The sequence below is a fragment of the Alkalicoccus daliensis genome (genome assembly GCF_900103955.1).
Lineage (GTDB): Bacteria > Bacillota > Bacilli > Bacillales > Salisediminibacteriaceae > Alkalicoccus > Alkalicoccus daliensis.
The window spans coordinates 434251-457710 of record NZ_FNIL01000001.1 but is presented as its reverse complement, the minus strand read 5'-3'; the positions used below and the strand labels follow the sequence as shown (position 1 = coordinate 457710).

Annotated in this window: 25 protein-coding genes; 3 read left to right on the top strand and 22 right to left on the bottom strand. The window is 38.8% G+C overall.

Features of this window, described 5'->3' with window-relative positions:
* Positions 1–116: 116 nt before the first annotated feature.
* From BLP92_RS02290 to BLP92_RS02245, 8 genes are all read right to left on the bottom strand, one after another.
* Positions 117–686, bottom strand: a complete 570-nt coding sequence (locus BLP92_RS02290) for a polysaccharide deacetylase family protein (RefSeq protein WP_244516624.1) — start codon at positions 684–686, stop codon at positions 117–119.
* Positions 687–757: 71 nt separating this feature from the next.
* Positions 758–1525 (bottom strand): STAS domain-containing protein, encoded by a 768-nt coding sequence (locus BLP92_RS02285; RefSeq protein WP_090840178.1) that lies wholly within the window; start codon positions 1523–1525, stop codon positions 758–760.
* Complete coding sequence (locus BLP92_RS02280) at positions 1494–2180, bottom strand: cobalamin B12-binding domain-containing protein (protein ID WP_090840177.1); 687 nt, start codon at positions 2178–2180, stop codon at positions 1494–1496. The genes BLP92_RS02285 and BLP92_RS02280 overlap by 32 nt, the downstream gene beginning before the upstream one ends.
* Before the next feature lie 189 nt (positions 2181–2369).
* A complete protein-coding gene (locus tag BLP92_RS02275; RefSeq protein ID WP_090840175.1) occupies positions 2370–3299 on the bottom strand; it encodes an alpha/beta hydrolase in 930 nt (309 codons plus the stop codon).
* Between the two features lie 85 nt (positions 3300–3384).
* Positions 3385–3906 carry a type 1 glutamine amidotransferase domain-containing protein gene (locus BLP92_RS02270; RefSeq protein ID WP_090840173.1) on the bottom strand — a complete coding sequence of 174 codons (522 nt, stop codon included), beginning with the start codon at positions 3904–3906 and terminating at the stop codon, positions 3385–3387.
* Between the two features lie 65 nt (positions 3907–3971).
* Positions 3972–4619 carry an HD domain-containing protein gene (locus BLP92_RS02265; protein ID WP_090840171.1) on the bottom strand — a complete coding sequence of 216 codons (648 nt, stop codon included), beginning with the start codon at positions 4617–4619 and terminating at the stop codon, positions 3972–3974.
* A 492-nt stretch (positions 4620–5111) separates the two neighbouring features.
* Positions 5112–5249, bottom strand: coding sequence for a protein YhfH (gene yhfH / locus BLP92_RS02260; RefSeq protein ID WP_425284411.1), 138 nt, complete (start codon positions 5247–5249; stop codon positions 5112–5114).
* Positions 5250–6253: 1004 nt separating this feature from the next.
* Positions 6254–7138, bottom strand: a complete 885-nt coding sequence (locus tag BLP92_RS02245; protein WP_244516623.1) for a chemotaxis protein — start codon at positions 7136–7138, stop codon at positions 6254–6256.
* A 173-nt stretch (positions 7139–7311) separates the two neighbouring features.
* Here BLP92_RS02245 and BLP92_RS02240 point away from each other — a divergent pair, with 173 nt between their 5' ends.
* Positions 7312–7509: a hypothetical protein gene (locus BLP92_RS02240; protein WP_090840164.1), complete on the top strand. Its 198-nt coding sequence runs from the start codon at positions 7312–7314 to the stop codon at positions 7507–7509.
* 66 nt (positions 7510–7575) lie between these two features.
* Here the strand turns inward: BLP92_RS02240 and BLP92_RS02235 are convergent, their stop codons facing one another.
* The 3 genes from BLP92_RS02235 to BLP92_RS02225 form a co-directional block, all read right to left on the bottom strand.
* On the bottom strand, positions 7576–8376 hold the full coding sequence (locus BLP92_RS02235; protein ID WP_090840162.1) for a peptidylprolyl isomerase: 801 nt from the start codon (positions 8374–8376) through the stop codon (positions 7576–7578).
* A gap of 68 nt (positions 8377–8444) precedes the next feature.
* Positions 8445–9290, bottom strand: a complete 846-nt coding sequence (locus tag BLP92_RS02230; RefSeq protein WP_090840160.1) for an amidohydrolase family protein — start codon at positions 9288–9290, stop codon at positions 8445–8447.
* Entirely contained in the window at positions 9287–9790 is a 504-nt protein-coding gene (locus BLP92_RS02225; RefSeq protein WP_090840159.1) for a YwpF-like family protein, read from the bottom strand. Before BLP92_RS02225 ends, BLP92_RS02230 begins: the two co-directional genes overlap by 4 nt.
* A 105-nt stretch (positions 9791–9895) precedes the next feature.
* Here BLP92_RS02225 and BLP92_RS02220 point away from each other — a divergent pair, with 105 nt between their 5' ends.
* Positions 9896–10657, top strand: coding sequence for a hypothetical protein (locus BLP92_RS02220; RefSeq protein WP_090840157.1), 762 nt, complete (start codon positions 9896–9898; stop codon positions 10655–10657).
* Here the strand turns inward: BLP92_RS02220 and BLP92_RS02215 are convergent.
* The 10 genes from BLP92_RS02215 to BLP92_RS02165 all read right to left on the bottom strand — a co-directional run bounded on the left by BLP92_RS02215 (position 10629) and on the right by BLP92_RS02165 (position 21428).
* Positions 10629–11576: a DUF2207 family protein gene (locus BLP92_RS02215; RefSeq protein ID WP_090840156.1), complete on the bottom strand. Its 948-nt coding sequence runs from the start codon at positions 11574–11576 to the stop codon at positions 10629–10631. The genes BLP92_RS02220 and BLP92_RS02215 overlap by 29 nt on opposite strands.
* Positions 11577–12248 carry a TVP38/TMEM64 family protein gene (locus tag BLP92_RS02210; RefSeq protein WP_090840155.1) on the bottom strand — a complete coding sequence of 224 codons (672 nt, stop codon included), beginning with the start codon at positions 12246–12248 and terminating at the stop codon, positions 11577–11579.
* A gap of 1049 nt (positions 12249–13297) precedes the next feature.
* The gene (locus tag BLP92_RS02200) at positions 13298–14464 is read right to left on the bottom strand and encodes an MFS transporter (protein WP_090840151.1); all 1167 of its coding nucleotides are present in this window, start codon (positions 14462–14464) and stop codon (positions 13298–13300) included.
* A 27-nt stretch (positions 14465–14491) separates the two neighbouring features.
* A complete protein-coding gene (locus BLP92_RS02195) occupies positions 14492–15706 on the bottom strand; it encodes an EAL domain-containing protein (RefSeq protein WP_090840149.1) in 1215 nt (404 codons plus the stop codon).
* 18 nt (positions 15707–15724) lie between these two features.
* On the bottom strand, positions 15725–16573 hold the full coding sequence (locus BLP92_RS02190; protein ID WP_090840147.1) for a PHP domain-containing protein: 849 nt from the start codon (positions 16571–16573) through the stop codon (positions 15725–15727).
* Positions 16573–17403 carry an ammonia-dependent NAD(+) synthetase gene (nadE, locus tag BLP92_RS02185; protein ID WP_090840146.1) on the bottom strand — a complete coding sequence of 277 codons (831 nt, stop codon included), beginning with the start codon at positions 17401–17403 and terminating at the stop codon, positions 16573–16575. The genes BLP92_RS02190 and nadE overlap by 1 nt, the downstream gene beginning before the upstream one ends.
* A 13-nt stretch (positions 17404–17416) precedes the next feature.
* Positions 17417–17737: a hypothetical protein gene (locus BLP92_RS02180; protein ID WP_090840144.1), complete on the bottom strand. Its 321-nt coding sequence runs from the start codon at positions 17735–17737 to the stop codon at positions 17417–17419.
* A gap of 62 nt (positions 17738–17799) precedes the next feature.
* The gene (locus BLP92_RS02175) at positions 17800–18219 is read right to left on the bottom strand and encodes an acyl-CoA thioesterase (RefSeq protein ID WP_090840143.1); all 420 of its coding nucleotides are present in this window, start codon (positions 18217–18219) and stop codon (positions 17800–17802) included.
* Positions 18212–20509, bottom strand: a complete 2298-nt coding sequence (locus tag BLP92_RS02170) for an AAA family ATPase (protein WP_175444147.1) — start codon at positions 20507–20509, stop codon at positions 18212–18214. The genes BLP92_RS02175 and BLP92_RS02170 overlap by 8 nt, the downstream gene beginning before the upstream one ends.
* Before the next feature lie 13 nt (positions 20510–20522).
* Positions 20523–21428, bottom strand: coding sequence for a DMT family transporter (locus BLP92_RS02165; RefSeq protein ID WP_244516622.1), 906 nt, complete (start codon positions 21426–21428; stop codon positions 20523–20525).
* Positions 21429–21501: 73 nt separating this feature from the next.
* On the opposite strand from BLP92_RS02165, the gene BLP92_RS02160 reads away from it, so the two are divergent.
* Complete coding sequence (locus BLP92_RS02160; RefSeq protein WP_090840140.1) at positions 21502–22182, top strand: TVP38/TMEM64 family protein; 681 nt, start codon at positions 21502–21504, stop codon at positions 22180–22182.
* Here the strand turns inward: BLP92_RS02160 and BLP92_RS02155 are convergent.
* Positions 22129–22608, bottom strand: a complete 480-nt coding sequence (locus BLP92_RS02155; protein WP_244516621.1) for a VanZ family protein — start codon at positions 22606–22608, stop codon at positions 22129–22131. The genes BLP92_RS02160 and BLP92_RS02155 overlap by 54 nt on opposite strands.
* Between the last annotated feature and the right edge of the window lie 852 nt (positions 22609–23460).

The window sequence follows — 23460 nt, the reverse complement described above, 5'->3', positions numbered from 1 at the left end:
AACGAATATACGTTCCCTGTTCAATATTATACTATAGTTCCAATAGTTGTATCATGTCCTTAGTCTCATAGACGAGTGAAGGCCGCTTCAAAAGTTTTAAACTTCTGAAACGGCCCTTATACTAATTCATTCGAAAAAGAATAATCCTCCTGTTTTAATGTTCTTATCAGTTCCTCCAGAATCTCCACTGTCTGCGGAAGTTCATGCAGAAGAATTATTGCACCCGGAGAGGCGTTATCCCGTACGTTTCGGACAATATTTTCCGGCGTCTCTCTGTTGATCCAGTCGAAAGAAGAAATATTCCAAAGCACTGTAGACAAATTCATTTCAGCTGCGATCCTGAGCGTGTCCTGGTTATACCTTCCATAAGGAGGTCTGAATAACTCCGGAATCGTGCCTGTTACAGTTTTATGGATTTCAGCATTAGTCAACAGCTGCCGGCACTGCTCTTCAAAAGTCATCTTCTCAAGATTTACATGTAAATGACTGTGCAATCCTAATTTATGTCCTTCTTTTAATAACCGCTGCCAGGGTCTCTTATAATGAAAAAGCCGGCTCTGCCAAAAAAATACTGCTGGCACCTGTTCTTCTCCCAGGATATCCAGAATCTTATTTGTATATTTTCCCGGTCCATCATCAAATGTTAAAAAAACCTGGCGTTTTGATGCACTGCCTTTTGAAATCACTTCTTTATCCGGGAAGTTGAACTCAACTTCATCGGTAACTACTCACGGAGTAGGGTGATAACTCATAAGACCTACCTACTTTCTCTTAAGTTCTCTTTTTCCATCCAAAATTTAATCGCTGTTTTCGCAGAGTGATCAACATTTATTTCGAGCTCATTTTTAAAAGGGGCTAATATTCTGGCATGTGCAGGGTGCATTCCGATTAAAACGGTTTCCATTCCCATTTGTTTAAAAGTAACTATAAAATCTCTCAGGTGACCAACATCCTGCTTTTCGATAAAGCCGACACTTGTAAAGTCCAGCAGGACCCGGTCAGGCTGGGCCCGGAATGCTCTTTCAAAAACGTTTGCCTGAATTGCCTGGAGTTTCTCCCTGGACAGGTCTCCGAAGATTGGGACAATGGCCAAAGACTCAGTTAATTCAATAAAAGGACCTGACAGCTTATAATACCGCTTCAGAATTTCAGATAGTTCCTCGGACTTTTCAAATAGTTCAAAATTCGTTTCGGACAACCTGTTCTGCAGCCCGGTCAGCTTGTCAGAAACCCGGTGATAACTGCTTGATAAGGGGATAAAAGCACATTCACAGATTCCATCCTCCCAGTCCGCATACATTGTACATAACAGCACACTTCCATTTACGGAAAGCAGATTAATTTCTGCACCTTTAACTGTGCCTGCATGATCAATCAGCCCTTTAAATTTAGCTATGCTTTCTACGTCTAATATATCCAGCACACTCTGCTGCACGGAAAATAATAATTCTGCTTCTTTAGATTGAAAAGAGATTTCATACTCCTTGTTAAATTTATATAATGGAAGAGGTAGTTGTAGTTCCATCTTTATTATCCCGCCCAGCTCTTTCTTGATTAGTAAACCAGTAATGAAGATCATCTAAATTTTTTATAAATGTCGTCTTCAAAGAGCCTATCGAAGAGAAATCATACTTGTGTATCAACCTTCCTCCAACTAGCACTTCCATCTGGTCTTTTCTTTCATCGAGTGCTTTTAAATAATCTCCCAGTTCTTCCGCTCTATAGCTTAAGGAAAAAGATAAACCAATAACACCCGGTCTCCAGCGGTCCACTTCTTCCATCACTTTTACTACCGGAAGATCAGACTGTAGAAATTTTACATTCCAGTTTCTTTCTCTGAACAATATGGAAACCATTTTCAGGCCGAGATAATGCTGTTCATTCTTCACAGAAAAAAAGAATGCCTTTGGCGTTGCATCTATCGACTTAGAATTACTTAGTAATTCGTATTCCGATTGGTTTAATATAAAATCACATACTCCGGTTGCTAAGTGTTCCTCCGCGACAGTTATATCTCCCTGCTGCCATTTCAGGCCAATGCTGTACATTGCAGGAGTCAGCAGGTCGCGGAACACTTGAAATCTAGAAGCATCCAGTCTCCACTTTTTCACAATTGCCAGAGCTCTCCCGTGATCACCGTCCAATAAAGCCTGCTCAAATACAGGCATTGATATATCCACTGCGGGGACCTCCTTATTAATATTTATTAAGAGTAACCATTCACTGCTATCCGGTTATTTTAACATATAATAATATATCCCACTACTCATAAAGCAGGTTTGCGTCCAGGAAAAGATTCTTCCGGATAAAGAGCTTTACCCAAGTTCTTCCTACTTTAGAATTCTGCTTCTGTCTCATCAGATAAATTTCTATCCTAATGATTCTTTGATGAGCTGTTCCGCTTTTTCTCTATGGACCTGGCTTTCATTCAGCAGCTGATGCCTTGCTCCCGGGAAGACAGTAATGTCTACATTTGCCCCTTTCTTTCTGAAAAACTCCAGGTTCTTTTTCCATTCCACTGTAGTATCTTTCGTACCCTGTAAAATAATTACTTCTCCCTCATACACAGAGCAGTTAAAAATATCCTTCTGCCAGAATTCCAGCGCTTTCGTCCACTCCAGCTGCAGCCATTTTCCCTGCAGAGGATCATTTTTAATAAATTGATTATATAATTTGTCGTTGGAGTTCTTTTTAAATCTGCGTTTCTGTCTGGAAAAAACTTTTCCTGCTGCCTTTATGAACCCTTTCGTACTTTTCCACCTGTAAGGAAGATATAAAGGTGCAACTAAAATTAATTTTTTGAAGGAATAATTGTTTTTGCATGCTGCATGGAATAATACAGCAGCTCCAGTACTGTGTCCTACCCCGCTGACCGGTGCACCAGCTGCAAAATCTTCAGCAATTTTATAAGCTGTTTCTACCGCTTCTACATACTCATTGAATGAAGCGATACTGCCCGACTCTCCCGGAGACAATCCATGACCCGGCAGATCAAGAGCTAAAACACTGTACCCTTCCTTCAGCAAAAAGTTTATCGTCTTGGACGCTCCTCCGGTATGATCCAAATAGCCGTGAATATACAATACCACCTGTGCTGATTTATTTTTCTGAAAATATTGTATGTATAAAGGAGAATATTCATTACTGACAAAGCCGCATTGATACGAATCAAATAATGTAATATCGAAATTATAAAATGCTAAGTATTGCTGCACCGGCTGGTTTCTCAAATGAGGATCCCGAATACTGAAATCCATTTGGGATTCTTTTAACGCTGTAATCCAGCTAAATTCATTCATTACTGCTTCCTCCAATAAGTTTTAAACCTCTAATAAGCCATGAAAGAAAATTTTCCCACCGGGTATACGGTGGGAAAAGCTGATTTTATTTTTCGATTGCTTCTACAAGTGCTCTGCCATAAGCCGGCAGATCAGGCGGTCTCCTGCTGGAAACGATATGCCCATCTGTCACAACTTCTTCATTATGCCACTCTGCTCCTGCATTTGTCATGTCATCTTTAATACCGGGGGTACTTGTAACTTTAACTCCTTGTAAAATATCTGCAGATATAAGAACCCAGCCAGCATGGCATATTTGACCAATGATCCGTTTCTGATCATTCATATATTTCACCATCTTTATCACTTCTTCATATCTTCTGAGTTTATCAGGTGCCCAGCCGCCCGGTATCAGAATAGCATCATATTCTTCAATATATATCTGGTCCAGCGAAAAATCAGATACTACAGGTACACCATTCTTACCATAATACGTCTTTTCTGCTTCTTTACCGGCAATATGGCATACAGCACCTTCTTCCTGCAGCCGGTAGTGTGGGTAAATCAGCTCGGAATCTTCAAAATCATTTTCAATTACGGTGAGTACTTTTTTATTTTCTAATCGCATTATTCATCCTCCTAATAAAGTCTATATTCTGCACTTACCCGAGATACGGTTTTAATAAGCAGAAATTATGAATGGCCCTCCCACTCAGAATAAAAATCGTCAAGAAAATTTACTAAGCGGTTATGTCTAAGTTCTGCCCGTTTTTTCCCGGAAGCTGTCAGCATTAACCCTTTGAGTTTTAACAGTTTTTCGTAAAAGTGGTCAACCGCACTGCTGTTATCATCACGGTACTCTTCGATTGACATGTTCTCACGGGATGCTCTCCCCGGCCGGTGCATGTCATGATTTTTATTGCCCGCAAACATAAAGCATCTCGCAATTCCAATTGCACCAATCGCGTCCAGGCGGTCGGCGTCGTGAACTATCTCAGCTTCCAAAGTTGCTGGAGAGGTATTGTTCCCGCCTTTAAAGGAAACAGTAGATATTATAAGTAAAATATCATTTATTTCCTCAGAAGACATTTTCTGATGCGCTAACCAGTTCTTTAAATATTCTTTTCCTGCTTTTTCACTTTCGTGAAACTTAGCATCTGCAATATCATGCAGAAGTGCAGCAATTTCGCATTTTTCTATTGATGCTCCTTCTTCCTCAGCTATTGCTACAGCCTGGTTTCTGACTCTGTCAGTATGAAACCAATCGTGTCCCGTAGTATCAGATGAAAAGAAATCCTTTGCAAATATTTCTGCTTTTTCCGTTAAGCTTTTATTCAACATGTGTCCTCCACTTTAAATATTATTCCCTCAATAGTCTAGTCATTATAACTTAATTGCAAGGTTGATTAAAGAAACTCTTTTTAAATCTGCATATTTTTAAATGAAAGTATTTGCAGCCTGATTGTTTTCCAATTCGAAATAGCTGCAAAAAAAGATTATTTGCCCACGTGTTTATAAAATTAGGAATTACTTGTATTTATAATTTGCTATGTATAACGTTCTCCTCCGCTTTCCTGCGGAAGCATGCCGACCGGTCTTCATCTATTTGCATTACCTGCTGGAAAGAACTCTTCGCTTTCCAGTGATTTGGCTGCGTGAAGCCATGCTTCTCTTTTAAGGAAGCAGGTTAGCTGAGAGAGTCCGTTTCGGAGAAAAAAGCATAAAATCGTACGCTTATACAGAAAATTAGTTTTTCAGCAGCCTGTTTTGCTATCCTGTGCTAATACACACAAAAAAACCGGCAGCTCTTTTATGCAAGCTGCCGGTTTTTTATTACATTTTTAGTACGGTTACATCTTTTTCACATTCATCACACTGCTGAATGTACGATTCATGCATTTCGTCTAAAGTGTTCCCACACTTATTGCATTGCTTTGGTGGCAGGTTCCGGAAAAATTCTACGCTGGACATCATCATGTTAAAATCCCTCCAAATATTTTTGTTAAATTCATTGTATTATAACAGTTTGGAAAACGCAACCCTTTATTATAACAATTTTTAAATTTTTTAAATATTCATTCAATGAATTAGCTGCGTTGAAAATAAAAGTTTGCTAAAAAGAAATAATAAAGCTGATGTATTTTTGAAAGCCTTACCCTATGAACTATACTCCTTCGTTGCACAGCAGAATAATTTCATCTTTTATGGTGCAGTTTTTCTGCATGAAGGTAACTGATAATGGTCAATGCTGCAGGGAGGAAACTTTGCTGAACCTGATCTGCAGTGGAAGAGTTCTTCTGCTTCCCCGCTTCACTTCTGGCTCTTTTTAGCTCATTCTTCCAAAGGAGGTGTGCACTTTCACCGCCGGCAGCATTGGTGCAGCCGACCAAATGATCTTAAAGTCATCTTCGTACTCTTAGTGAAGCTGACTGCTGGGCGAGCGGAGCAATGCTCACTCTCTATACAGGCGTCTGCCGGCTTTCGCTTCGTTTTTCCATTGGCGAAACCAAAGAAAAAGGTTGTTTCTATTACAAGCTTTTCTACTAAAATAGTGAAGACAAAGCGGTGTAGACGCCTGTGGAAAAAGAAAGCGTGAAGATCAAAGATTCGTCTCGAACTGCAGACGAATTCGTAAAGCAGGTGGAAAGCCATCCGGGCTCTTGAATCCAAGTAAGACGATTTTTGTCTTGCTTGGATTGGCTGCGCGGAACCCTGCTTATTTCGAAGGGATAGCGGAAGGATTTCTCCGCACCAAGCGCAGAAAAAGGACACAGGCTTTTCTTTTAACCACACCAATCTTTAGCAGATCCAAAAAAAGTATCATTGTAAAACATCATAAAAAATTTAAAAAACCGCATTCTCTGTTATAGAATACGGTAATGAATTTATTATATTTATGATTCCTGTATTAATAAACAGCTTTTTGTAAAAGCTTTTGATGTGCCTGCTGTTCAATATAGTGAATACTCAGGCGGCTACAAGCCAGTCAGTTCATCAAGTTTTCTTACAAGCTGGCCTATTTCAGGTTTGCTTATCTGTGCATCTGCGCCAACTGTTTCTCCTTTATGAAACAGATCTCCAGTTATTAAAGAAGAAAAAATTATGACAGGAATGCTTTTATAAACTTCATTCTCCTTTATAATTTTAGTTAAATGATGCCCATCCATCACCGGCATTTCAATATCGGTTATAATTGCGTCGAAAGACGACTCACTGTCATTCAAATATTCCCAAGCTTCTTTTCCATCTGAAGTAAAGTTTAAATTTGAATATCCAGCTTCTTTTAAAGTTTCTTCCAAAAGCTGTCTCAGTATTCTTGAGTCCTCTGCGATTAGCAGTTTTTTTTCTGCTCGTTTAATATTTATAGATCCATCTAGTTTTTTTAGAGATAACCCTGCTTCAGGCATAATATCATATACGATTTTTTCATAATCTATTAAAAGAACCATGTTATCCTGCATCTTCACTACACCAATAGTTAATTCTTCCAGGCCCTGACTCAGTTGATTCGGCTTTTCAATTTGTTCCCAGGATATACGGTGAATTCGTGACACAGCATGAACACGAAATGCTACTTTTACTTGATTTAGTTCAGAGACTATCAGCTTATCTGCCGAATGCTCTTCCAACGGGGGAAATCCAAGTGCCTCGGATAGGTTAATCAAAGGAATAATTTCATCCCGCAGGCGGATAACACCCTCCACATTTTTAGGGGAATGGGGCATCTTCGTGACTTCCACAGGTTGGATTATTTCTCTTACTTTCATAACATTAATACCAAATGTACCGTTACCAACCTTAAATACAATCACTTCCAGTTCGTTTGTTCCGCTTTCTAATAATATTCCATCAGTCTTCAATTAAATACCCCTTTCATAATAAACCCTTTATAAGTCTAGATTACCATGACTTATGGTTTACTGCTATATATCTTTTATATATATATTACATGAACTTATTAAAAAATTTGCTTTGCGCAGTATTTCATTTTATAATAAACGTGATATGTGAGTAGAATTGGAGGTTTAATTGTATGCTGAATAAGTTAATGCCCTTTGGAATTTTTTCTGCTTTGTTCCTGCTTCTTCCTTCAGCTGTAGTATTTGCAGCGGAAAATGGGAATGGATCTGACAATGGCGGGATGGGATTTACTGAAATTATTTTTTCCATTTTAGCTTTTGTAATCCTGGCAATCTTTGTATTTTATATGTTCCGTGATAATGCTAAATAATCGGTATACATAAGAAAAAAGACTCCGGAAACCCGGGGTCTTTTTTCTTGGAAGTAAAACATTAATTTATTCCATATCTTCAGTTATAACGATATCTTCGATTACAATATCTTCTGCAGGCATATCTGCACCTTCAGTCTCAACAGTAGCAATTTCATCCACTACGTCCATTCCACTTATAACATGGCCGAAAACAGTATGGCGGTTATCAAGGTGAGGCGTACCACCTACTTCAAGATAATGCTCTATAGTTTCTTCCGGAAAACCGCTTTCTTCAAACATTTCTTCTGTCAGATTCTCACTGCCAGCCTGCACAATAAAAAATTGACTTCCGTTTGAGTCCGGACCACTGTTGGCCATGGATAGTGCTCCATTAAAGTGCGCAAGAGATGGATCAAACTCATCTTCAAAAGCTTCACCAAAAGCACTCTCTCCTCCCATACCTGTACCGGAAGGATCACCGCCCTGAATCATAAAATCTTCGATTACCCGATGAAAAATAACATCATTGTAATAATCCTCTTCTGCCAGCGTCAGAAAATTTTCGACCGCTAAAGGAGCTTTCTCCGGATAAAAAACTACTTCAATATCTCCCATATTTGTTTCAATAACTGCTTGAGGAAGACTTTCAGTTTCTCCAGAAATCTGAGGCATTTCCAATCCTCCCTCAGTCACGGCAGCGGCGCTATTATTTTCATTTTCTTCCTCTTCAATCTCTGATTGTTCGTTCTGCTCAGTTTCCTCCGCATTGCTGTTTGCTTCTTCCTGATGATTTTCCTCAGCTGCATTTTCATTATTAGTATCACCACAGGCAGTCAGTAGAGCAATTCCTGCTGCTGCAGTTAAAAATTTCTTTTTATGTAGCATCTCGTCAGCTCCTTTCTTTCGTAATTCTAAGCTTATGTACTAAATTATACAAGTATAATCAGCTTAAATTATAATTTTTTAAAAACCTTTAAAGCGTTATTATAAAATACATCTTCCCAGTGTTCCGCAGGTATAACTGATTTAATAAAATTAATATAAGGTATTAAAGGGACAAGGGGCCAGTCACTTCCAAATAAAAGCTTATCATATGAATCGCCATAAGCAAGTGCATGCCGGAAATGATCAAAGTAGTGCGGAATTGCACAGATTCTTTCTACTTCTTTTTCTGAGCCGACAATAAGACCGGAAAGATCCGCGTATACATTATCATTTTTGTACAGGATTTCAGCAGCATCAAGCATCCATGGATCACCAAGGTGAGCTAAAATAAATGTAACTTCCGGGTGATAAACAGCGACTTCATCTATAGAAAGTGGATGTGAATATTTTAATAATCCTCTTTTGGAATAGGTGTCGCCCGTATGAAAAACGACAGGTAGTGAATATCTGCGTGCTAATTCGTATACAGGCTGATACACTTTGTCATAAGGAAAAAATGGATAATAACCCAGATAAATTTTAATTCCTACAGTCCGTTCATCCAGCAGCACACGTTCTAACTTATGCAGATCTCCTTTAGATAATCGATACGGATTAATCCCTGCACATAAAGATATTTGTTTGCAGCTTCCTTTTAATAAATCCAAACCCATGGGAGTGACTGCAGATTTATCAGGAAAACCTTGTCCTCCCTCCATTTCATGCAGGCCCATGCCGATACTGTGTATTACGCCACTATGATACATTTCGTCCAACAGGCCCTGGTGGGTATAATTTACCTGTGAAATGTTTTTTGCTGTATGCTGGAATGATTCAATATGCGAAAGATGAATATGAGTATCTATAATCTTCATTTTTTTTCATCAAAACCTTTTGCTCTTGCTTGTTCATAGGCATTTGAAAGAATACCCTGAATGGCACGGCCCCTGTCTTTTTTTCGGCGGCGGAATTCAGCGTACAGTTCTTCCCCGCTGAAACCTTCGTCAAGCAAGTTTCTTAACAGCATATCAGAGAGGTCTTCCTTCTTTGCTACAATTCGTCCTTCAATATGAATAGACAAATGCTCCTGCAGTTCATGGACTGCTTTAATCTGGCAGTATAAGGTTGCAGGATCATTCGTTCTTTTTGTAATAGTCACTTCCGCCATTACATGCTGGTCTCGGCTGATATACTCTTCAAAGAAATTTTTCCAGTCTTTGTGGACAACTGCTTCTAACAGCCAGTTTTTTTCAGACTCTTCCTTATTGATGATAAGTCCCTCTTTTATAGGGATTTCTTTACCGCGTACAGATTCATTTTCTGCAGGGGGTTCGTCGAATAAAATTATCAGAGAACAAAGACGGAACGTTTTCATGAAATCACTCCTGTTTATAAAGTAAAATAAGTAGCTTAATAATTTATTATTTAACCTGCGGATTGTGTAAATTAAGTGTAGCATGAAAAGAAAGTGAGGTTTACTATGAATCGCAGAGCAATGATATATATAGACGATAATATTCCTGAAATAAAAGAAAATACTGACTTTTATCGCATGCACGCCAGCCTGCAGCCCGGTTGTTTAAGAATAACACCTGCCGCAATAAAAAAAGTGTGTGAAATGTATGATACGGTAATTCTCCTTCTCCCGCTTTCCACAAACGATGCTTTTCAGCAGGGAAAGCCAGAGGTTCAGCAGGCATTTATACTGGAGCTTTTCAGACATTGGGCAGCAATACACCGCACAACTCTAATTCTCGAAGAAAATAAACAACTAACCATTGATAAAAAGGCTGGAAGGCACGTTACTTCCGTGCAGGCCTGGCATGAGAAATCAGTATCGCCGGCAGAAGATATTGCCAGAAGCTATTTCCGGTTTCTGCCCCGATGGACCAAAAAGGTAATCCGTGTATCTTATAATAATGATAAAGTTAAGCTGATTTTGCTGCGGGTCCCATTAATTGAACTGGCTAAAGATACTTCTGCAAGGATGCCTGCTGCAGTTAGTTCGTGGATCGTAAGCGGCGGTTTACTGGTTAAAAAATCCAATCATTCGAAAGGCAGGCTTTGGTTTGTGCGCTCAAGTGTAAAACCCGGCCTGACTTATGCAGCAATCACTCATTTTAAACCCGCGGTTCCCTGGCTTCTGTATGTGTACAGCCAGGCTTTAATTCACAAACTCGTAATGAATCATTTTGCTGCATGGCGCTTTCAGCTTACTCGCCGGAAAAAAAATCGGAAATAGTGTCAGGGCTCTCTGCAGATGGAGAGTATAAATAGGCAGAAAAAGCACTATCAAGGTCTTCTATATCTTCCTGCTGAATTATAAGAGCTGCTCCGGATCCAGCCATATATAAAGGAAATACATCCTGTCTGATCCTTACTTCCGAAGCATCCAATACTCGGTAATGATCAGTAAAATCACTTTTTGTATTTAATGAGATGGAAAATATATAGTCCAGGGTCAACTGATCAGGTGATTTATCTACCTGATTGGTGCTCTGCAGATTCTTTTTATATTTATTCAGCTCTTCCTTTTTTTTATTTCCTGCTGCCGTCAATCCTTTTCTGCTCACAGCCAGCAGCAGAATGATAACTGTGCCACTCCAGGAAATTATTGTTACTATTATGCTTTCAAATAGGAACAGTGAGCCTGTAATCATTAAAATTAAGGAAACAAGCATCATAATTTTAAAAGCTTTATTCATATTATATAGATATCCCTTTTCAATTAAATCTTTTTCAATATAATTTTTCCATTCTTCCATTGATTCTGTAAATTTTTCTCTTTCTCCACTGGTTATTGTGGAATTCCATATGTCACTAGTTCGAAAATTTCCAGATGATCCTATACTATAGAAGATCCATTTTAAGAAAAAAGATTCATGCAAAAGGCCTTTCTGTGATTCATCACTTATTTTATATACATATTCATTATTTTTATTTTCTACTTTCACACTGCCTTTGTAAACTTCGTATAAAAGCATTCCAGTAATCTGGCTGCTGGATACACTTCTTTGCAATAAATAATATGCCGCTGCAGGACTCAGGGACTGAGGAGATAAAACATTTGACTGTTTGTAATTTGACAGCACTTTTAGATAAACAAAAAGCGCTGTTAAGAACAATATGATTACCATAAATACCACCAGGTCCGCATACATTTAAGCTTCCTCCTCTGGATATAATTTTCCTTTCAAAAAAAATCCCAGCACAACTATAAGTAAAAATAGAAAATAAAGAAGGAGAAAAAAGAAAAAACTTTGTTCTTGTGTATTCCATATTGGAAAGGATAATAATGATAAGACCCAAACCATTGAAATGTTACCGAGCACGGTAGCAAAAAAGTATGTCTTAAAATTCATAGGAGTAACGGCTGCCGCGACTGAAATAACATTACTTGGCATAATAGGAATGCTTCTTAAAACTACCATCACTGGAAGAGCATGTTTATCAATTAAGGATGCCAGCCTGACCCACCTCGTTCCCTGCCTATTCCAGAACTGCTTCACTTTGTTTTCGCTCCAAGACCTAGCTAATAAAAAACAAAGTGTAGAACCTGCCATCACCCCGATAAAACTTAATAAAAAAGCTTGTGCAAAGTTAAAAGCAAGCATATGGATTATGATAATTACTATCACCGGAAAAACCGTAAAAATATTTTGGGCTATCAGCAGGGGGATCGTTAGCAGAAGCAGCCAGATTCCATACTCCGGAATTAATTCTTCAGTAAAATATGTTAAATTTTCACTTCTTAATTCTTCAATTAATTCCCATTGAAATACAATTAAAATAATTAAAGCAGCAGCTAGGATTGTAGTAAACCATTTTTTCATAACCTACCCCTCAAATACATATTTAAGTTCTTCAATTAAACTTAAATCAAAAATTAGCTTCAATTTTATATCAGCTGTCAGCAGGGAGGTGCGCAAGGTGTTCTGCAGCAGAAATCTTTTTAATATATCGATGATTCTCCATGAAGAAAGCTTATTATCGGAAATTCAGCTTTTCATAAAGTACATTAAACAAAGTAAAAGCTGATCTGAATTTATCTTATTCAATAATTATATCTTTATTTTAGATGGAACGTAAAATAACTGCCTGTAATCATGTCCATAGTTTTTATAAAAATGTACTTTATTGATTTCAAGATTAATTTATCCTCGACAGACGAAATTCACTAATCCGGAACAATAAAAAAACAGCAGCAAAAAATTCCGATGCTGCTGAAAAAGTGGTAAATAGCTTATGCTTATTCGCTTTTCGTTATTAGATTTTCTCCTGCGCTTGCCTGTCCGCAGGTAGAGAAAATGATCATAAGACTTCGCTTAAATCCTGCAGCACACGCCGGATGCTCCCGAGGAAAGCCGTTTTTTAACAGAAAGGCTGCTATACCAGGACTTTTATCTAACGTAATATTATTTTTTCTGCCGCTGCAGCCGCAGCGGTCGACTCCTGGGCGAATCAGGTCGAGCAGAAGATTCAATTAGTCTTCCTTGTTTTAGGAAGACCAAGAAAGCATGTGCGAAGCAAGACGTGGGTCTTGAAATCAATGGCTTTCCATTGATTTGGCTGCATGAGCCATGCAGGGAAGAACTTAGCTGAAAACGGCCCTCCCTGAAAGCGTGCAAAGAAAAACGAAAGCATGCTGCTGTTATATTTATAAAAAAAATATTGTTGTAAGCAGTCATAATAATCCCTGCCGCTTGCGCTGCCCTGAAAATAAAAGTTACGTTTAAAAAAGTAATAACGCTGCTGCACGTGCACGGTCAGGGAGTATTACGCTAAAACTTATTCCGACTCTTTTGGTGAGAGAAAGTTCTTCAAAATGGATTCTGGAACAGTGCCGGTGCACTTTCTCCGTTCCAGATAATAAAAACTGATTTTAAGAGGCTATTCTGCTGTTCTGAAGGTTTATATAATACTTTCTATATAATAGTGCTCCAACCACTCCCAAGGCAGCTAAACCTGCCATTATTCCATAAAGCGTTTTTAAATCAAAAAGGTCAACTATAATCCCACCAAACGAAGAGCCTACTACACCTGAGAAACCAAAAAATACTGAAATAAACAGTAAATGCCCTGTAGAGGTTAATTCCCTTGGTACCAAGGTAGTTACAAATTGAAACGCTGTCAAATAAAATATACCAAAAGCTATCCCGTGTGTAGCCTGAATTGCGAGGATGAAAGAAGCATTCGGCGCAAACCACATCAGTCCCCAGCGGATTGTATAAACAGAGGCTGCAATCACTATCAAAGTCAGTGGATGAAATTTTCTCATCCAGTAAACGCTGGTAGCAAATACGAACGCTTCTGTAAATACACCAATAAACCAGGCCATCCCTATCACGGATTCATCTGCTCCTAAATCCACTATGTAGAGTCCAATAAAGGTATCGTTTATCCGGTGCGTCAGACTAATTGAGAATACAAACATCAAAAAAAGAACAAGCTGTTTATCTTTAATTAACTGCTTTGTACTTTCTAACTTTACAGGCTTACGGGAAGGAGTGCTGTCCGGTGCCATAGCAGCAAAAATAAATGCCATAACGATGAACACTGCAAAAACTGCATAAATATGCTGTATGCCGATCCAGCTGAGTAAATATCCTCCTGCCAGAGAAGCAGAGCCAAACCCCAGCGAGCCCCACATTCTGATGCTCCCGAAGGAAACTCCTTTTTCCATAGACACTTTTTGAGCAAGACTGTCCCCCAGACCGCCGGCAGGAGAAAGAAATGAAAAGAAAATATATATTACTGGAATTATAAGTAAAAAGTGACTTAGTTGAAATAAGATAAATCCTATACCAAGTGTACCAGCCAAACAGAGAAGCAGTACTTTTTTAACGGTTTTCCACTTATCACTCATAAAACCCCAAAATGGCTGGGCAATTATTGCTGCAGCAGGACCCACTGCAAGCAGTATACCAATTTCAGTCGGGGTAAGTCCTAAAAATTGAAAATAGACTGGTAAATAACTGACCATAATAGTCATGGAAGCATGAAAGAAAAATAACGTTCCTTTCAGCTTCCATACTGATTGCGATGGCACTTGCAACGACTCCTTTATCCTGTGAATTTAAGAAGAAAACCAATTTTTTTCATAGAGGAACAAAGGATCTATATCAATAAAAATATACATATCTGAAGAAAGTGGATAGGAATAGGTGCGTATATTTTCATTTGTGTCGATATCTCTGTACTTATCGGAGAGCATCCCGTTTTTATTAAACTGCATTTCGCCTACATGGTCTAAAAAATAAACTCTCCAGCTCCAGTTTTTCCCAAGTGCTCCTTTATCACGAAGCCAGTTCCCGTCTTCTTTTTTTATCCAGTTATCAGAAAGCTGATAACCATACTGGTTGCAAATATACATCCGAAAAGCTTCTTTTTTAATACGGGAAGCTAGAGTTTTCAGGAAGGCACTGATTTCTGTGTTTTTCAGCCATGTTTCCTGCACCTTAAGATCCATATCACCTAGAAACTCCATCTGCCTATTCAAGGACCGATGGTGCATATCAATAAATGAATGAATATCTTTTCTCACCTTTTCCTGCTTCACAGTTTTTTCGACAGGATAATTTTCAGGATTCCCCAGATAAAACCCCTGAAAAAATTGTCCTCCGTATTTCCAGGAAATATGCAGCTGGTGAGGATCTTCAATGCCTTTAAAATGAAGTGAGGCTCCTAATTTACGTGCAAAAAAAGCAAGGGTATCTAATATTTCGCTGTATGTATAATATGATCTGGTTTCATTCAAATCAGAAACATCCACTTTTATTATTGAGGGCTCGAGTTTGGAAAACTGATCAAGATGAGTGTCATAGACCCGGACGTCGTCAAGAGCTACTTCAAATCCTGAAGCTTTCATATAAAGCATGACATGACTTAATTCATCCAGCTCCCCTTCATAGTGAGGAACTTTTATTTCAAAAATTACACGATCTTTGGAAAGCCCTTTTTCTTCGAACCTGTGAAACATTTCCATGAGAGATTCCACAGCATCCAGGGGGCCGAGAACTCCATGCTGAATGTTAAAAAATATTTTAGGTCTTCCCGGTAACTCAATAAGCTTCTCTACTGCATTTTCATATAAAATCTGATCTACTTCCCATTTATATTCATCAGGAATTTGAGGATTTTCAAAAAAAGGGCCGAGAGAGTGTACCCTTTCATTCAAATGAAGCCTTCCTAATACTTCATACCCTGCCACTTCGTACCTTTCTGCATCAATGATTGGCTGCAGATAGGCAGAAATGTTATCTAAATAATCCATTACTTCAAATGGGTCCATATTTATCCCCCCAGCTTATTAATCGAAAAAAAAATCTTGAATTCTCGCAGCTTCACTCCTTGGGAGCGGGGACATTCCAATTTCTTCTCCCCTTCTTCCAAAATTTTCATGATGGAAATCAGTACCGCCGGTTCGGAAAAATCTTTTCCCAGTTAGATTTTCAGCTTGTGCTGTCAAAGTTTCAAAACGAGCGATATCAGTGAAAGTATGATCTCTGTGGTAAATTTCTATTCCATCTATCAGTCCATCAATAAGCCACTTCTTAATAAGATCGTCTATTTCATAATAGACTGGATGCGCTACTACAGCTATTCCGCCGGCATTTTTAATGACGCTGGCAGCTTCTTCAGGTGTCATCTCTGCTTCCTTTGATTCGTAACATTTTTTCCCGGACCCTACAAATACTTTAAAAGCTTCGTTGATGTCCTCCGCATATCCTTTACTGACTAAAGCCTTTGCTAAATGAGGACGTGAATACGTATCTCCCGTAACAAAAAACTCTACATCTTTCATCGATATGTCTAAATTACAGTCAATGCACTTCTGCACCATTTTCTTCATTCGCTCATACCGTTTTTTACGGTGAAAAGTTAATGTATGCTGAAGCATATCATTTTCAATGTTTAAACCGTATCCAAGAATATCTACACTTCTTCCGGCAGCTTCAGTAGAGAGCTCTATACCGTTTAAAAAAGACAATCCAAGAGATGTTGCAGTTTCTTCTGCTTCCTTTAACCCTGAAGTGCTGTCGTGATCGGTCAATGAGACCAGTTTATAACCAGCTTCTGCACATTTATGCATTAATTCAGATGGAGAGTATCCTCCATCTGAAACAGTTGAATGCATATGAAGATCCGCAGTATTCATTAATCCTGCCACCAGTAGTCAAATAAAGTAACAGGAAGCTGACGTTTGTGTTCTGTCTGTTTATATCTTGTTTCAATATTTTCCCTGGCTTTGTCTTCAATCTGTTTATCCTCTAAATAATCATCAATTTGTTTATAAGTGACTCCTAGTGCCTCTTCGTCAGAGAGAAGTGGCTGATCATCTTCCAAATCTGCAGTGGGCACTTTGGATAAAAGCTCGGAAGGCGCCCCGTATTCTTTCAGCAGCATTTTTCCCTGCCGTTTTGATAGTCCGAACAATGGTGCAATGTCGCAGGCCCCATCGCCAAATTTCGTGTAAAATCCAGTTACAGCTTCTGCCGCGTGATCGGTGCCGACTACCAGGCACTGATAATGAGCTGCTACATCATAATGCACTTTCATACGTTCTCTGGCTTTTGTATTTCCCCTGATAAAGTCGGACATTTCTTCGCCGGTAGCTTCTTTGAACTGATCGATGGAAGCATCTACAGCTGATTTAATATTGAACGTCAGTACTTTATCCGGTCCGATAAATTCCAGCGCTGTCTGGGCATCGTGTTCATCTGCCTGTACAGCGTAGGGAAGCCGTAGAGCGATAAAAGAATATTTCCCATTTTCTTCTTCCTCGTTTAATTCATTGACAGCCTGCTGGATTAATTTCCCACCCAGTGAAGAATCCTGGCCGCCGGAGATTCCGAGCACATACCCTTTCATTCCTGATTTCTTTAAATAAGCTTTTAAAAAATTGACTCGGTTACGAATTTCTTCTGCAATATTAATATCAGGTTTTACTTCAAGAGCTGCGATTACTTCTTTTTGTAAATTATGCATTGAGCTCATCCTTTCACTTATTTTTAAGTTTTATTCTGTTATGCATTTCCACCAGCTTATGTTGTTTTCCTTCTGCAGTTAAAATCTCTGTCTCCGTACTGCCGATAAGATCATAATGGGGGAAGTGGTTATCAACATGAATCCAGCTTCGCTTTAAATTATATTTTTCTCCCCAGCTTACAAGCGTTTCTATATCACTGCAAGCCGCTTTTGTAACTGTTTTATACTCGGGAAATCTCGGATCGTACCAGAAATGAGTAAGAAATGCCACTTCCCCGCTGTTCGCTGCAGCTTTCCAGTTTTTTAATTCTTTCTTGGTAACTCCAAATGCCATAACAGTCCCTCCAAGGAAATATCTAGTTATAAATATACCATGCAGAGGATACAAAAGGAAAATCATGCTCTTACGTTTTGATTGTATAATTCATGCCACTTCGGGAAATGTTTTTTCATTGAGAGCGGCCGAAAAGTTTCTTTATCAACAAGTACATGCTGACTTTTTCCATCAAAGCAGAGATTGCCGTCACTGTCAGATATCTCATATCCATAGGTTACCCGAACTCCGGAGTAATCTTCTATCCAGGTTTTTACATGAATATCTTTTCCATACCTCGCTGGATATTTATAATTCATATTTACATTTGTTACTGGGGCAAGCACGCCGCTTTCTTCCATTTCAGCATAAGATAATCCTAATGCCAGGATCAAACCTGTCCTGCCAATTTCACACCAGACGAGATAGTTCGCATGATATACTACTCCCATTTGATCAGTTTCTGCATAGCGAACTTGGATTGTTTCCGTATGACTATACATTTCCATCCTCCTGTAAATGATCAAAATCTTCTATTTTCAGTTCAGACATGTCATCACGATTATAATACTCAGCGTGGTATGCCTGCTTTTGAATTGCTGTCTCTACAAGATCTTTAATTTTTCTCGCATTTCCGTTTTGAGCATAAGTTTCCAGTTTTCCATTGAGCTTCCTTTTAACATTCTCCCCCATATAATATCCAAAGTGTTCGACATACATCTCTAGAATTTTCAATAATTCTTTTTCAGTATACGCAGGAAACTTTATATGTTTTTTAAACCTTGAAGCTAATCCAGGATTACTATTCATTAAAGCTTTCATCGGCTCTTCATATCCGGCGAGAATAACTATGAGATTTTCACTATGCTTTGTCATTTCCTCCACTAATGTATCAACAGCTTCTTTTCCAAAGTCTTCATTACTTCCTCTGAGTAAAGAGTATGCTTCATCAATAAACAATACTCCTCCTAAAGCCTGTTTAATTATCTTTTTTGTTTTCAGAGCTGTCTGACCTGTGTATCCTGCTACTAAATCACTTCTTCCGGCAACTATCAGATGCCCCCGCTTTAACAGACCAAGCTGTTTTAAAATTCGGCTGTATATTTCAGCTATTGTAGTTTTTCCAGTACCCGGCGGCCCGGAGAAAACGGCATGAAGCTGGACGGGAACAGAACGAAGTCCTTTTTTTTCTCTTTCTTTTTGAATTTTCACAAAAGCTGTAAGCTGCTTCACTTCTTCTTTCACCTGATCCAGCCCAACTAAATGGTTTAAAGCTTCCATGGGATCTTCCTCGGAATTTTGTTCTTCATCCTGCTGAAATGCTTCTGCATCCAGTACAGTAAATGCACTGTCTGTATAATTTTCATTTCTGGCTGTTTGCGCTCCCTGAAAAAAAACTGCTTCCTGAATCAGCTGCTGCACAGATCTTGCATTTCCAAAACTTTCGTCCACCCGTTCTTTCTCCAGTCGCCTTCTTAATTGCACATATGCCTGCTCAGTTAATGTAAAATCCTGATCCAAGGCAGCCTGCTCTCCTATTTCAATTAATTCCGAGGTAGAATAATCCGGCAGATGAATATAATTCGATGGAGGAAATCTGCTTCTTAATCCAGGATTCGCTGTCAGAAAAGCTCTTATTTCTTCTGTGTAGCCTGCAAGCATCACTGCAAATGTTCCTGCATATTTCCCGCTGGTCATCGCAGCGACCAGCGTATCTATGGCAGTCTGTCCATAATCCGCACCTTCCGAATTGCCAGAGTAAAGTGTATGGGCTTCATCAATAAAGAGCACCCCTCCTGCCGCTTCATCAATAACCGAAAGCGTTTTTTCTTCCGTCTGACCAACGTAGGCACCTACAAGCCGGGATCTGTCAGTTTCTATAACTTCTTCTCTTGGGAGAACTCCAAGCTGGTGATAGATTTTCGCCAGCAAGCGGGCAATAGTTGTTTTACCTGTCCCTGGATTTCCGGTTATTACCATATTGAGACTTTGATTATCGCTGGATTGCAGTCCTCTTTTTGCCCTTTCTTTTTCATAATGTAAATAATGGTAATACATTTCAACTTTCTTCTTAACTTCCGTCAGTCCAGTCATTCTATTGAGTTCCTGTAAAGCTTCCGAACCTTCCTTTAATTCCTCAAACTGCGATTCCCAGTCTTCCGTTAATTTTTTTACTTCATCAAGGGAGGATAAAAGCATTTCTTTCTTTTCTTTTGATGCATATATACCTGAAATAGACTGGCTGTACTCTTCTGAAGCATGTTGTGCTTGCAGCAATGCCTGCTGAAGTTTTGGCAGCAGTTTTAAAATATGCTTCATTTTCTTCTGCTGTTTCGTATCTTCTGTTATTTCACACGCACTCTGCATTTGCAGCTGCAGCTTTTCGAGGTCTTCAGCTTTTTTGAATGCTTCTGCCAGCTGATGGTTAATCATTTCCAACTTTTTCTTTTTACCCTGACTATGGTCTGTTTCTCTTATTTTTTGGAAATCATCATTAAACCACATAATATTATAATATTTTTCAGCAATATCAATAAAGACTTTACATACGAAAGCACTGATTCTTTCCTGTTCAAATACCTGATTCAGATGTGCCTCCAGCCTCTTATCAAATTCATATTTTCTATGATATCTTGCTGCAGCTGCGAGAATCTGCCACTCAGCGTAAACTGGATCATCTTTATCGAGCTCCTGAAGCTTCTGAAGAATTACTGCTTCATCCAGCTCTTCGTAATCTTTATGTTTCATTTCTTCCAGACTCGTTTCCTGTACTTTCATTCTTCTATGATTCATTTTGCTCCTCCCTCTATCTACGTGTACCATAGGTGACCCCGCCCAGTACCAAAGCTGCCCCAATTACATGCACCGGCAGCAGAGGTTCTCCCAAAAATATTACTGCCAGAATTACAGCAGTGAGCGGCATAAAATTAATGAATATTGATGCTCTTGCTGCCCCTATAAGCTTGATTCCCTGATAATACATGATAAAACTTATGACAGAGACTATCACACTCATATGTAAAATTGCTATCCAGGAATAAATGGAAGTATTTAAAAGCTCCGTCCAGGCAGTTTCATATACAGCAATCGGCAGCAGCATTAGTGTTCCAGCAGTTACTGCATATGTTGTAGAGGTAACGGCACTGAATTTCTGTAAAGCAATTTTTCCTATCACACTATATGCGGCCCAGCAGATTACGGCCAGGAAAAGTACGATATCAATTGGTTCCAGTCCTGCTTCTAATATTCGTTTCAGATTTCCTTCAGTTATTATCAGCCCTGCTCCCAAAAATGCAATAATCAGTCCAACAATATTATTTTTTGATATTGTTTCTTTTAAAAATAGACCTGACAAAACAATAATTAATACCGGATTTGAAGCGATAAATAAGGAACTTTTAATTATGGGAGCATCCCGTGTTGCAATAAAAAATAAAATATTATAAAGTGCAATTCCGGTTAAACCTAAAAAAAGAATGAGAAACCATTCTTTACCTTTCGGCCTTCTTCCTCCAGGATCCAGAGTAAGCATAACGGGTATTAAAACAGCTGTTGCAAACAAAAATCTTAAAAAAGCTACCGTAACTGGACCAAGATCTTCTGTAGCAATACTTCCTGCGATAAAAGCACTTCCCCAGCTGCTAGTCGCAGCAGCAAGCATTATGTATATTAAAACAGGTCTGTCTTCAAATACTTTTTTCCAATTGGGCACATGATCACCTTCATTGTTTCCTTACCAGGAGAATTGTATACTGTAAAGAGTATTTATTTAAGGGGACAGCTTTATGTATAAACGTTGGAGTATTGTATTAATAACAATTATATTAATATTTTTGTTATGGAGCCAGCAGAGCCATTTATTAAATTGGCTCGAAACTAATGGGGAGAACTATATTTTATTAACTACAGTAATTGCTACTTTGCTATCTCTTTTTCCAGTGATTCCCTACCCTATTGTGGGAGGTATTATCGGGGCTGCATTTGGTCCCCCAGGAGCATTTATTGTCTGGACAGGATCTACCGCAGCTTCCCTTATCTTCTTTATAATGATCCGCTACGGCGGGTTTGAAAAAAAAGGACATAAACTGCTGATTGCTTATAAACCAATCCGGAATTTAACCGTTTTATTTGAAAGAAACGCTTTTTTATCAATTACTATTTTAAGAATGATTCCTATAGTCCCCTCTATAATTATTAATGCTTATGCAGGCCTGAGCAGAATAAAATTTATTGTTTATGCTGTTGCATCTGCGCTGGGAAAGATTCCCTCGATGCTGCTTTTTGTTCTGGCCGGCTACTCTGCAGTAACCGACTTTACTATGCTTGTTTATACTTTAATACTATACGCCATTTTCCTTACAGTCGTATACATTTGTTACACCCTTTGGCTGCGAAAGGTGACTGCTTCCAACTTACGGACTCCTGCGGTACCAAAGATAGACGATATAGCCGATAAACGCCCCTGAGGTATTTAAAATAACATCGTCCACATTCGCAACTCTATACGTAAAAATATACTGATTAATTTCTATAAAAGCAGATAACAGCGCAGCAGCGAAGATGAGCACAAGCATCTTCGTCTTTTTTTTATTTTTTCGAAATCTTTCTAATATTAAAGGAAACAGAAAACCAAAAGGGATAAATAGAACAATATTTCCTCCAAGTATTCGGATTGGATTTTCCAATGAGGTGCTGTACTGACTAATATTATAAATGCTCAAAAAAGGCTCCAAATTATAATTTCTTCCGCCAGGTCCTACAGGCCCAAAGGAAGACCCATAATTCCATGCAAAAAAAACTACATAGGAAAGACTTGCTAAATAAGCAATGAAAAGTAAAAGAAGACTAACTGCCTCCAGTCTGCTTCCTTTCCATTGAAATGAATTTTTCACCAGGGAAACTCTCCTTTTTCTTCCGTATTTCATTAAATCAAAAATTACATGTATAAGTTGAATATAACAGCTTTGCTTTCGCTGAAAGCAAAACGGAGAGCTTAAACACGTCCAGATTCTGCAGAGAAAGGATTACCATGCTTCGCAGATCTGCGGCACCGCTTCACAGAAGTTAAAATTATGCTTTATGGACGGTTTTGTTAAAGATAACAGCCTCATTCTTTAAAGCTACCCAGAAATTGATAGTTATTAGGAAGTATGTCACGCTGTTCCATTCTCGGCAAGGTCTTACCCGATAGCTTATTCTCAACTAATTTGAGCGAGGGTCATATTACTGAAATAAATTCTCCAACTGTGATGATCCTTCGGGTGTCCTTGCCTTCTTTAAAACAATCTGTCTAATATTATGTGCTTTCCTTTTTTGTTTGACAAGAGATAAGAACTATAATTTCTTACAGGGATCATCTAAATTATGTATTCAGTAATATTGAAGTTCGCAGTCATTCCTTTTTTACTAGGCGCTGTTAAAGGCCGGCGTTGATATAAGAAAGGTACGCCTGCGGCTCTTTTTCTTCGCTTGCCGCGGTGAAAGCCTACAGCTATCCCTTCGAAATAAAGCAGGGTTCCGCGCAGCCAATCCAAGCAAGACAAAAACTGCCTTGCCTTCTATATTCATTAAAAAGAAAGAGTAATTTATAGAACCTTTCTTCCTTTTGTTTATCAAATGTAAGACGAAGCGAAAACCTGCGGACGCCTGTATTAGGGAGAGCATTGCTCCGCTCGACCAGCTGTCCTCTTCACAAAGAACGTGAAGAGGACTGTAAGATCATTTGGTCGGCTGCGCAAATGCTT

Bases quoted from the DNA above. Each gene is read 5' to 3' on its own strand.
- BLP92_RS02230 (WP_090840160.1), bottom strand. From the start codon at position 9,290: ATGAAGATTATAGATACTCATATTCATCTTTCGCATATTGAATCATTC.
- BLP92_RS02265 (WP_090840171.1), bottom strand. From the start codon at position 4,619: ATGTTGAATAAAAGCTTAACGGAAAAAGCAGAAATATTTGCAAAGGAT.
- BLP92_RS02240 (WP_090840164.1), top strand. From the start codon at position 7,312: ATGCTGAATAAGTTAATGCCCTTTGGAATTTTTTCTGCTTTGTTCCTG.
- BLP92_RS02190 (WP_090840147.1), bottom strand. From the start codon at position 16,573: ATGAATACTGCGGATCTTCATATGCATTCAACTGTTTCAGATGGAGGA.
- BLP92_RS02235 (WP_090840162.1), bottom strand. From the start codon at position 8,376: ATGCTACATAAAAAGAAATTTTTAACTGCAGCAGCAGGAATTGCTCTA.
- BLP92_RS02215 (WP_090840156.1), bottom strand. From the start codon at position 11,576: ATGTATGCGGACCTGGTGGTATTTATGGTAATCATATTGTTCTTAACA.
- BLP92_RS02270 (WP_090840173.1), bottom strand. From the start codon at position 3,906: ATGCGATTAGAAAATAAAAAAGTACTCACCGTAATTGAAAATGATTTT.
- nadE (WP_090840146.1), bottom strand. From the start codon at position 17,403: ATGCATAATTTACAAAAAGAAGTAATCGCAGCTCTTGAAGTAAAACCT.
- BLP92_RS02225 (WP_090840159.1), bottom strand. From the start codon at position 9,790: ATGAAAACGTTCCGTCTTTGTTCTCTGATAATTTTATTCGACGAACCC.
- BLP92_RS02180 (WP_090840144.1), bottom strand. From the start codon at position 17,737: ATGGCATTTGGAGTTACCAAGAAAGAATTAAAAAACTGGAAAGCTGCA.
- BLP92_RS02285 (WP_090840178.1), bottom strand. From the start codon at position 1,525: ATGGAACTACAACTACCTCTTCCATTATATAAATTTAACAAGGAGTAT.
- BLP92_RS02275 (WP_090840175.1), bottom strand. From the start codon at position 3,299: ATGAATGAATTTAGCTGGATTACAGCGTTAAAAGAATCCCAAATGGAT.
- BLP92_RS02160 (WP_090840140.1), top strand. From the start codon at position 21,502: ATGTATAAACGTTGGAGTATTGTATTAATAACAATTATATTAATATTT.
- BLP92_RS02170 (WP_175444147.1), bottom strand. From the start codon at position 20,509: ATGAATCATAGAAGAATGAAAGTACAGGAAACGAGTCTGGAAGAAATG.
- BLP92_RS02175 (WP_090840143.1), bottom strand. From the start codon at position 18,219: ATGTATAGTCATACGGAAACAATCCAAGTTCGCTATGCAGAAACTGAT.
- BLP92_RS02220 (WP_090840157.1), top strand. From the start codon at position 9,896: ATGAATCGCAGAGCAATGATATATATAGACGATAATATTCCTGAAATA.
- BLP92_RS02195 (WP_090840149.1), bottom strand. From the start codon at position 15,706: ATGGACCCATTTGAAGTAATGGATTATTTAGATAACATTTCTGCCTAT.
- yhfH (WP_425284411.1), bottom strand. From the start codon at position 5,249: ATGTCCAGCGTAGAATTTTTCCGGAACCTGCCACCAAAGCAATGCAAT.
- BLP92_RS02210 (WP_090840155.1), bottom strand. From the start codon at position 12,248: ATGAAAAAATGGTTTACTACAATCCTAGCTGCTGCTTTAATTATTTTA.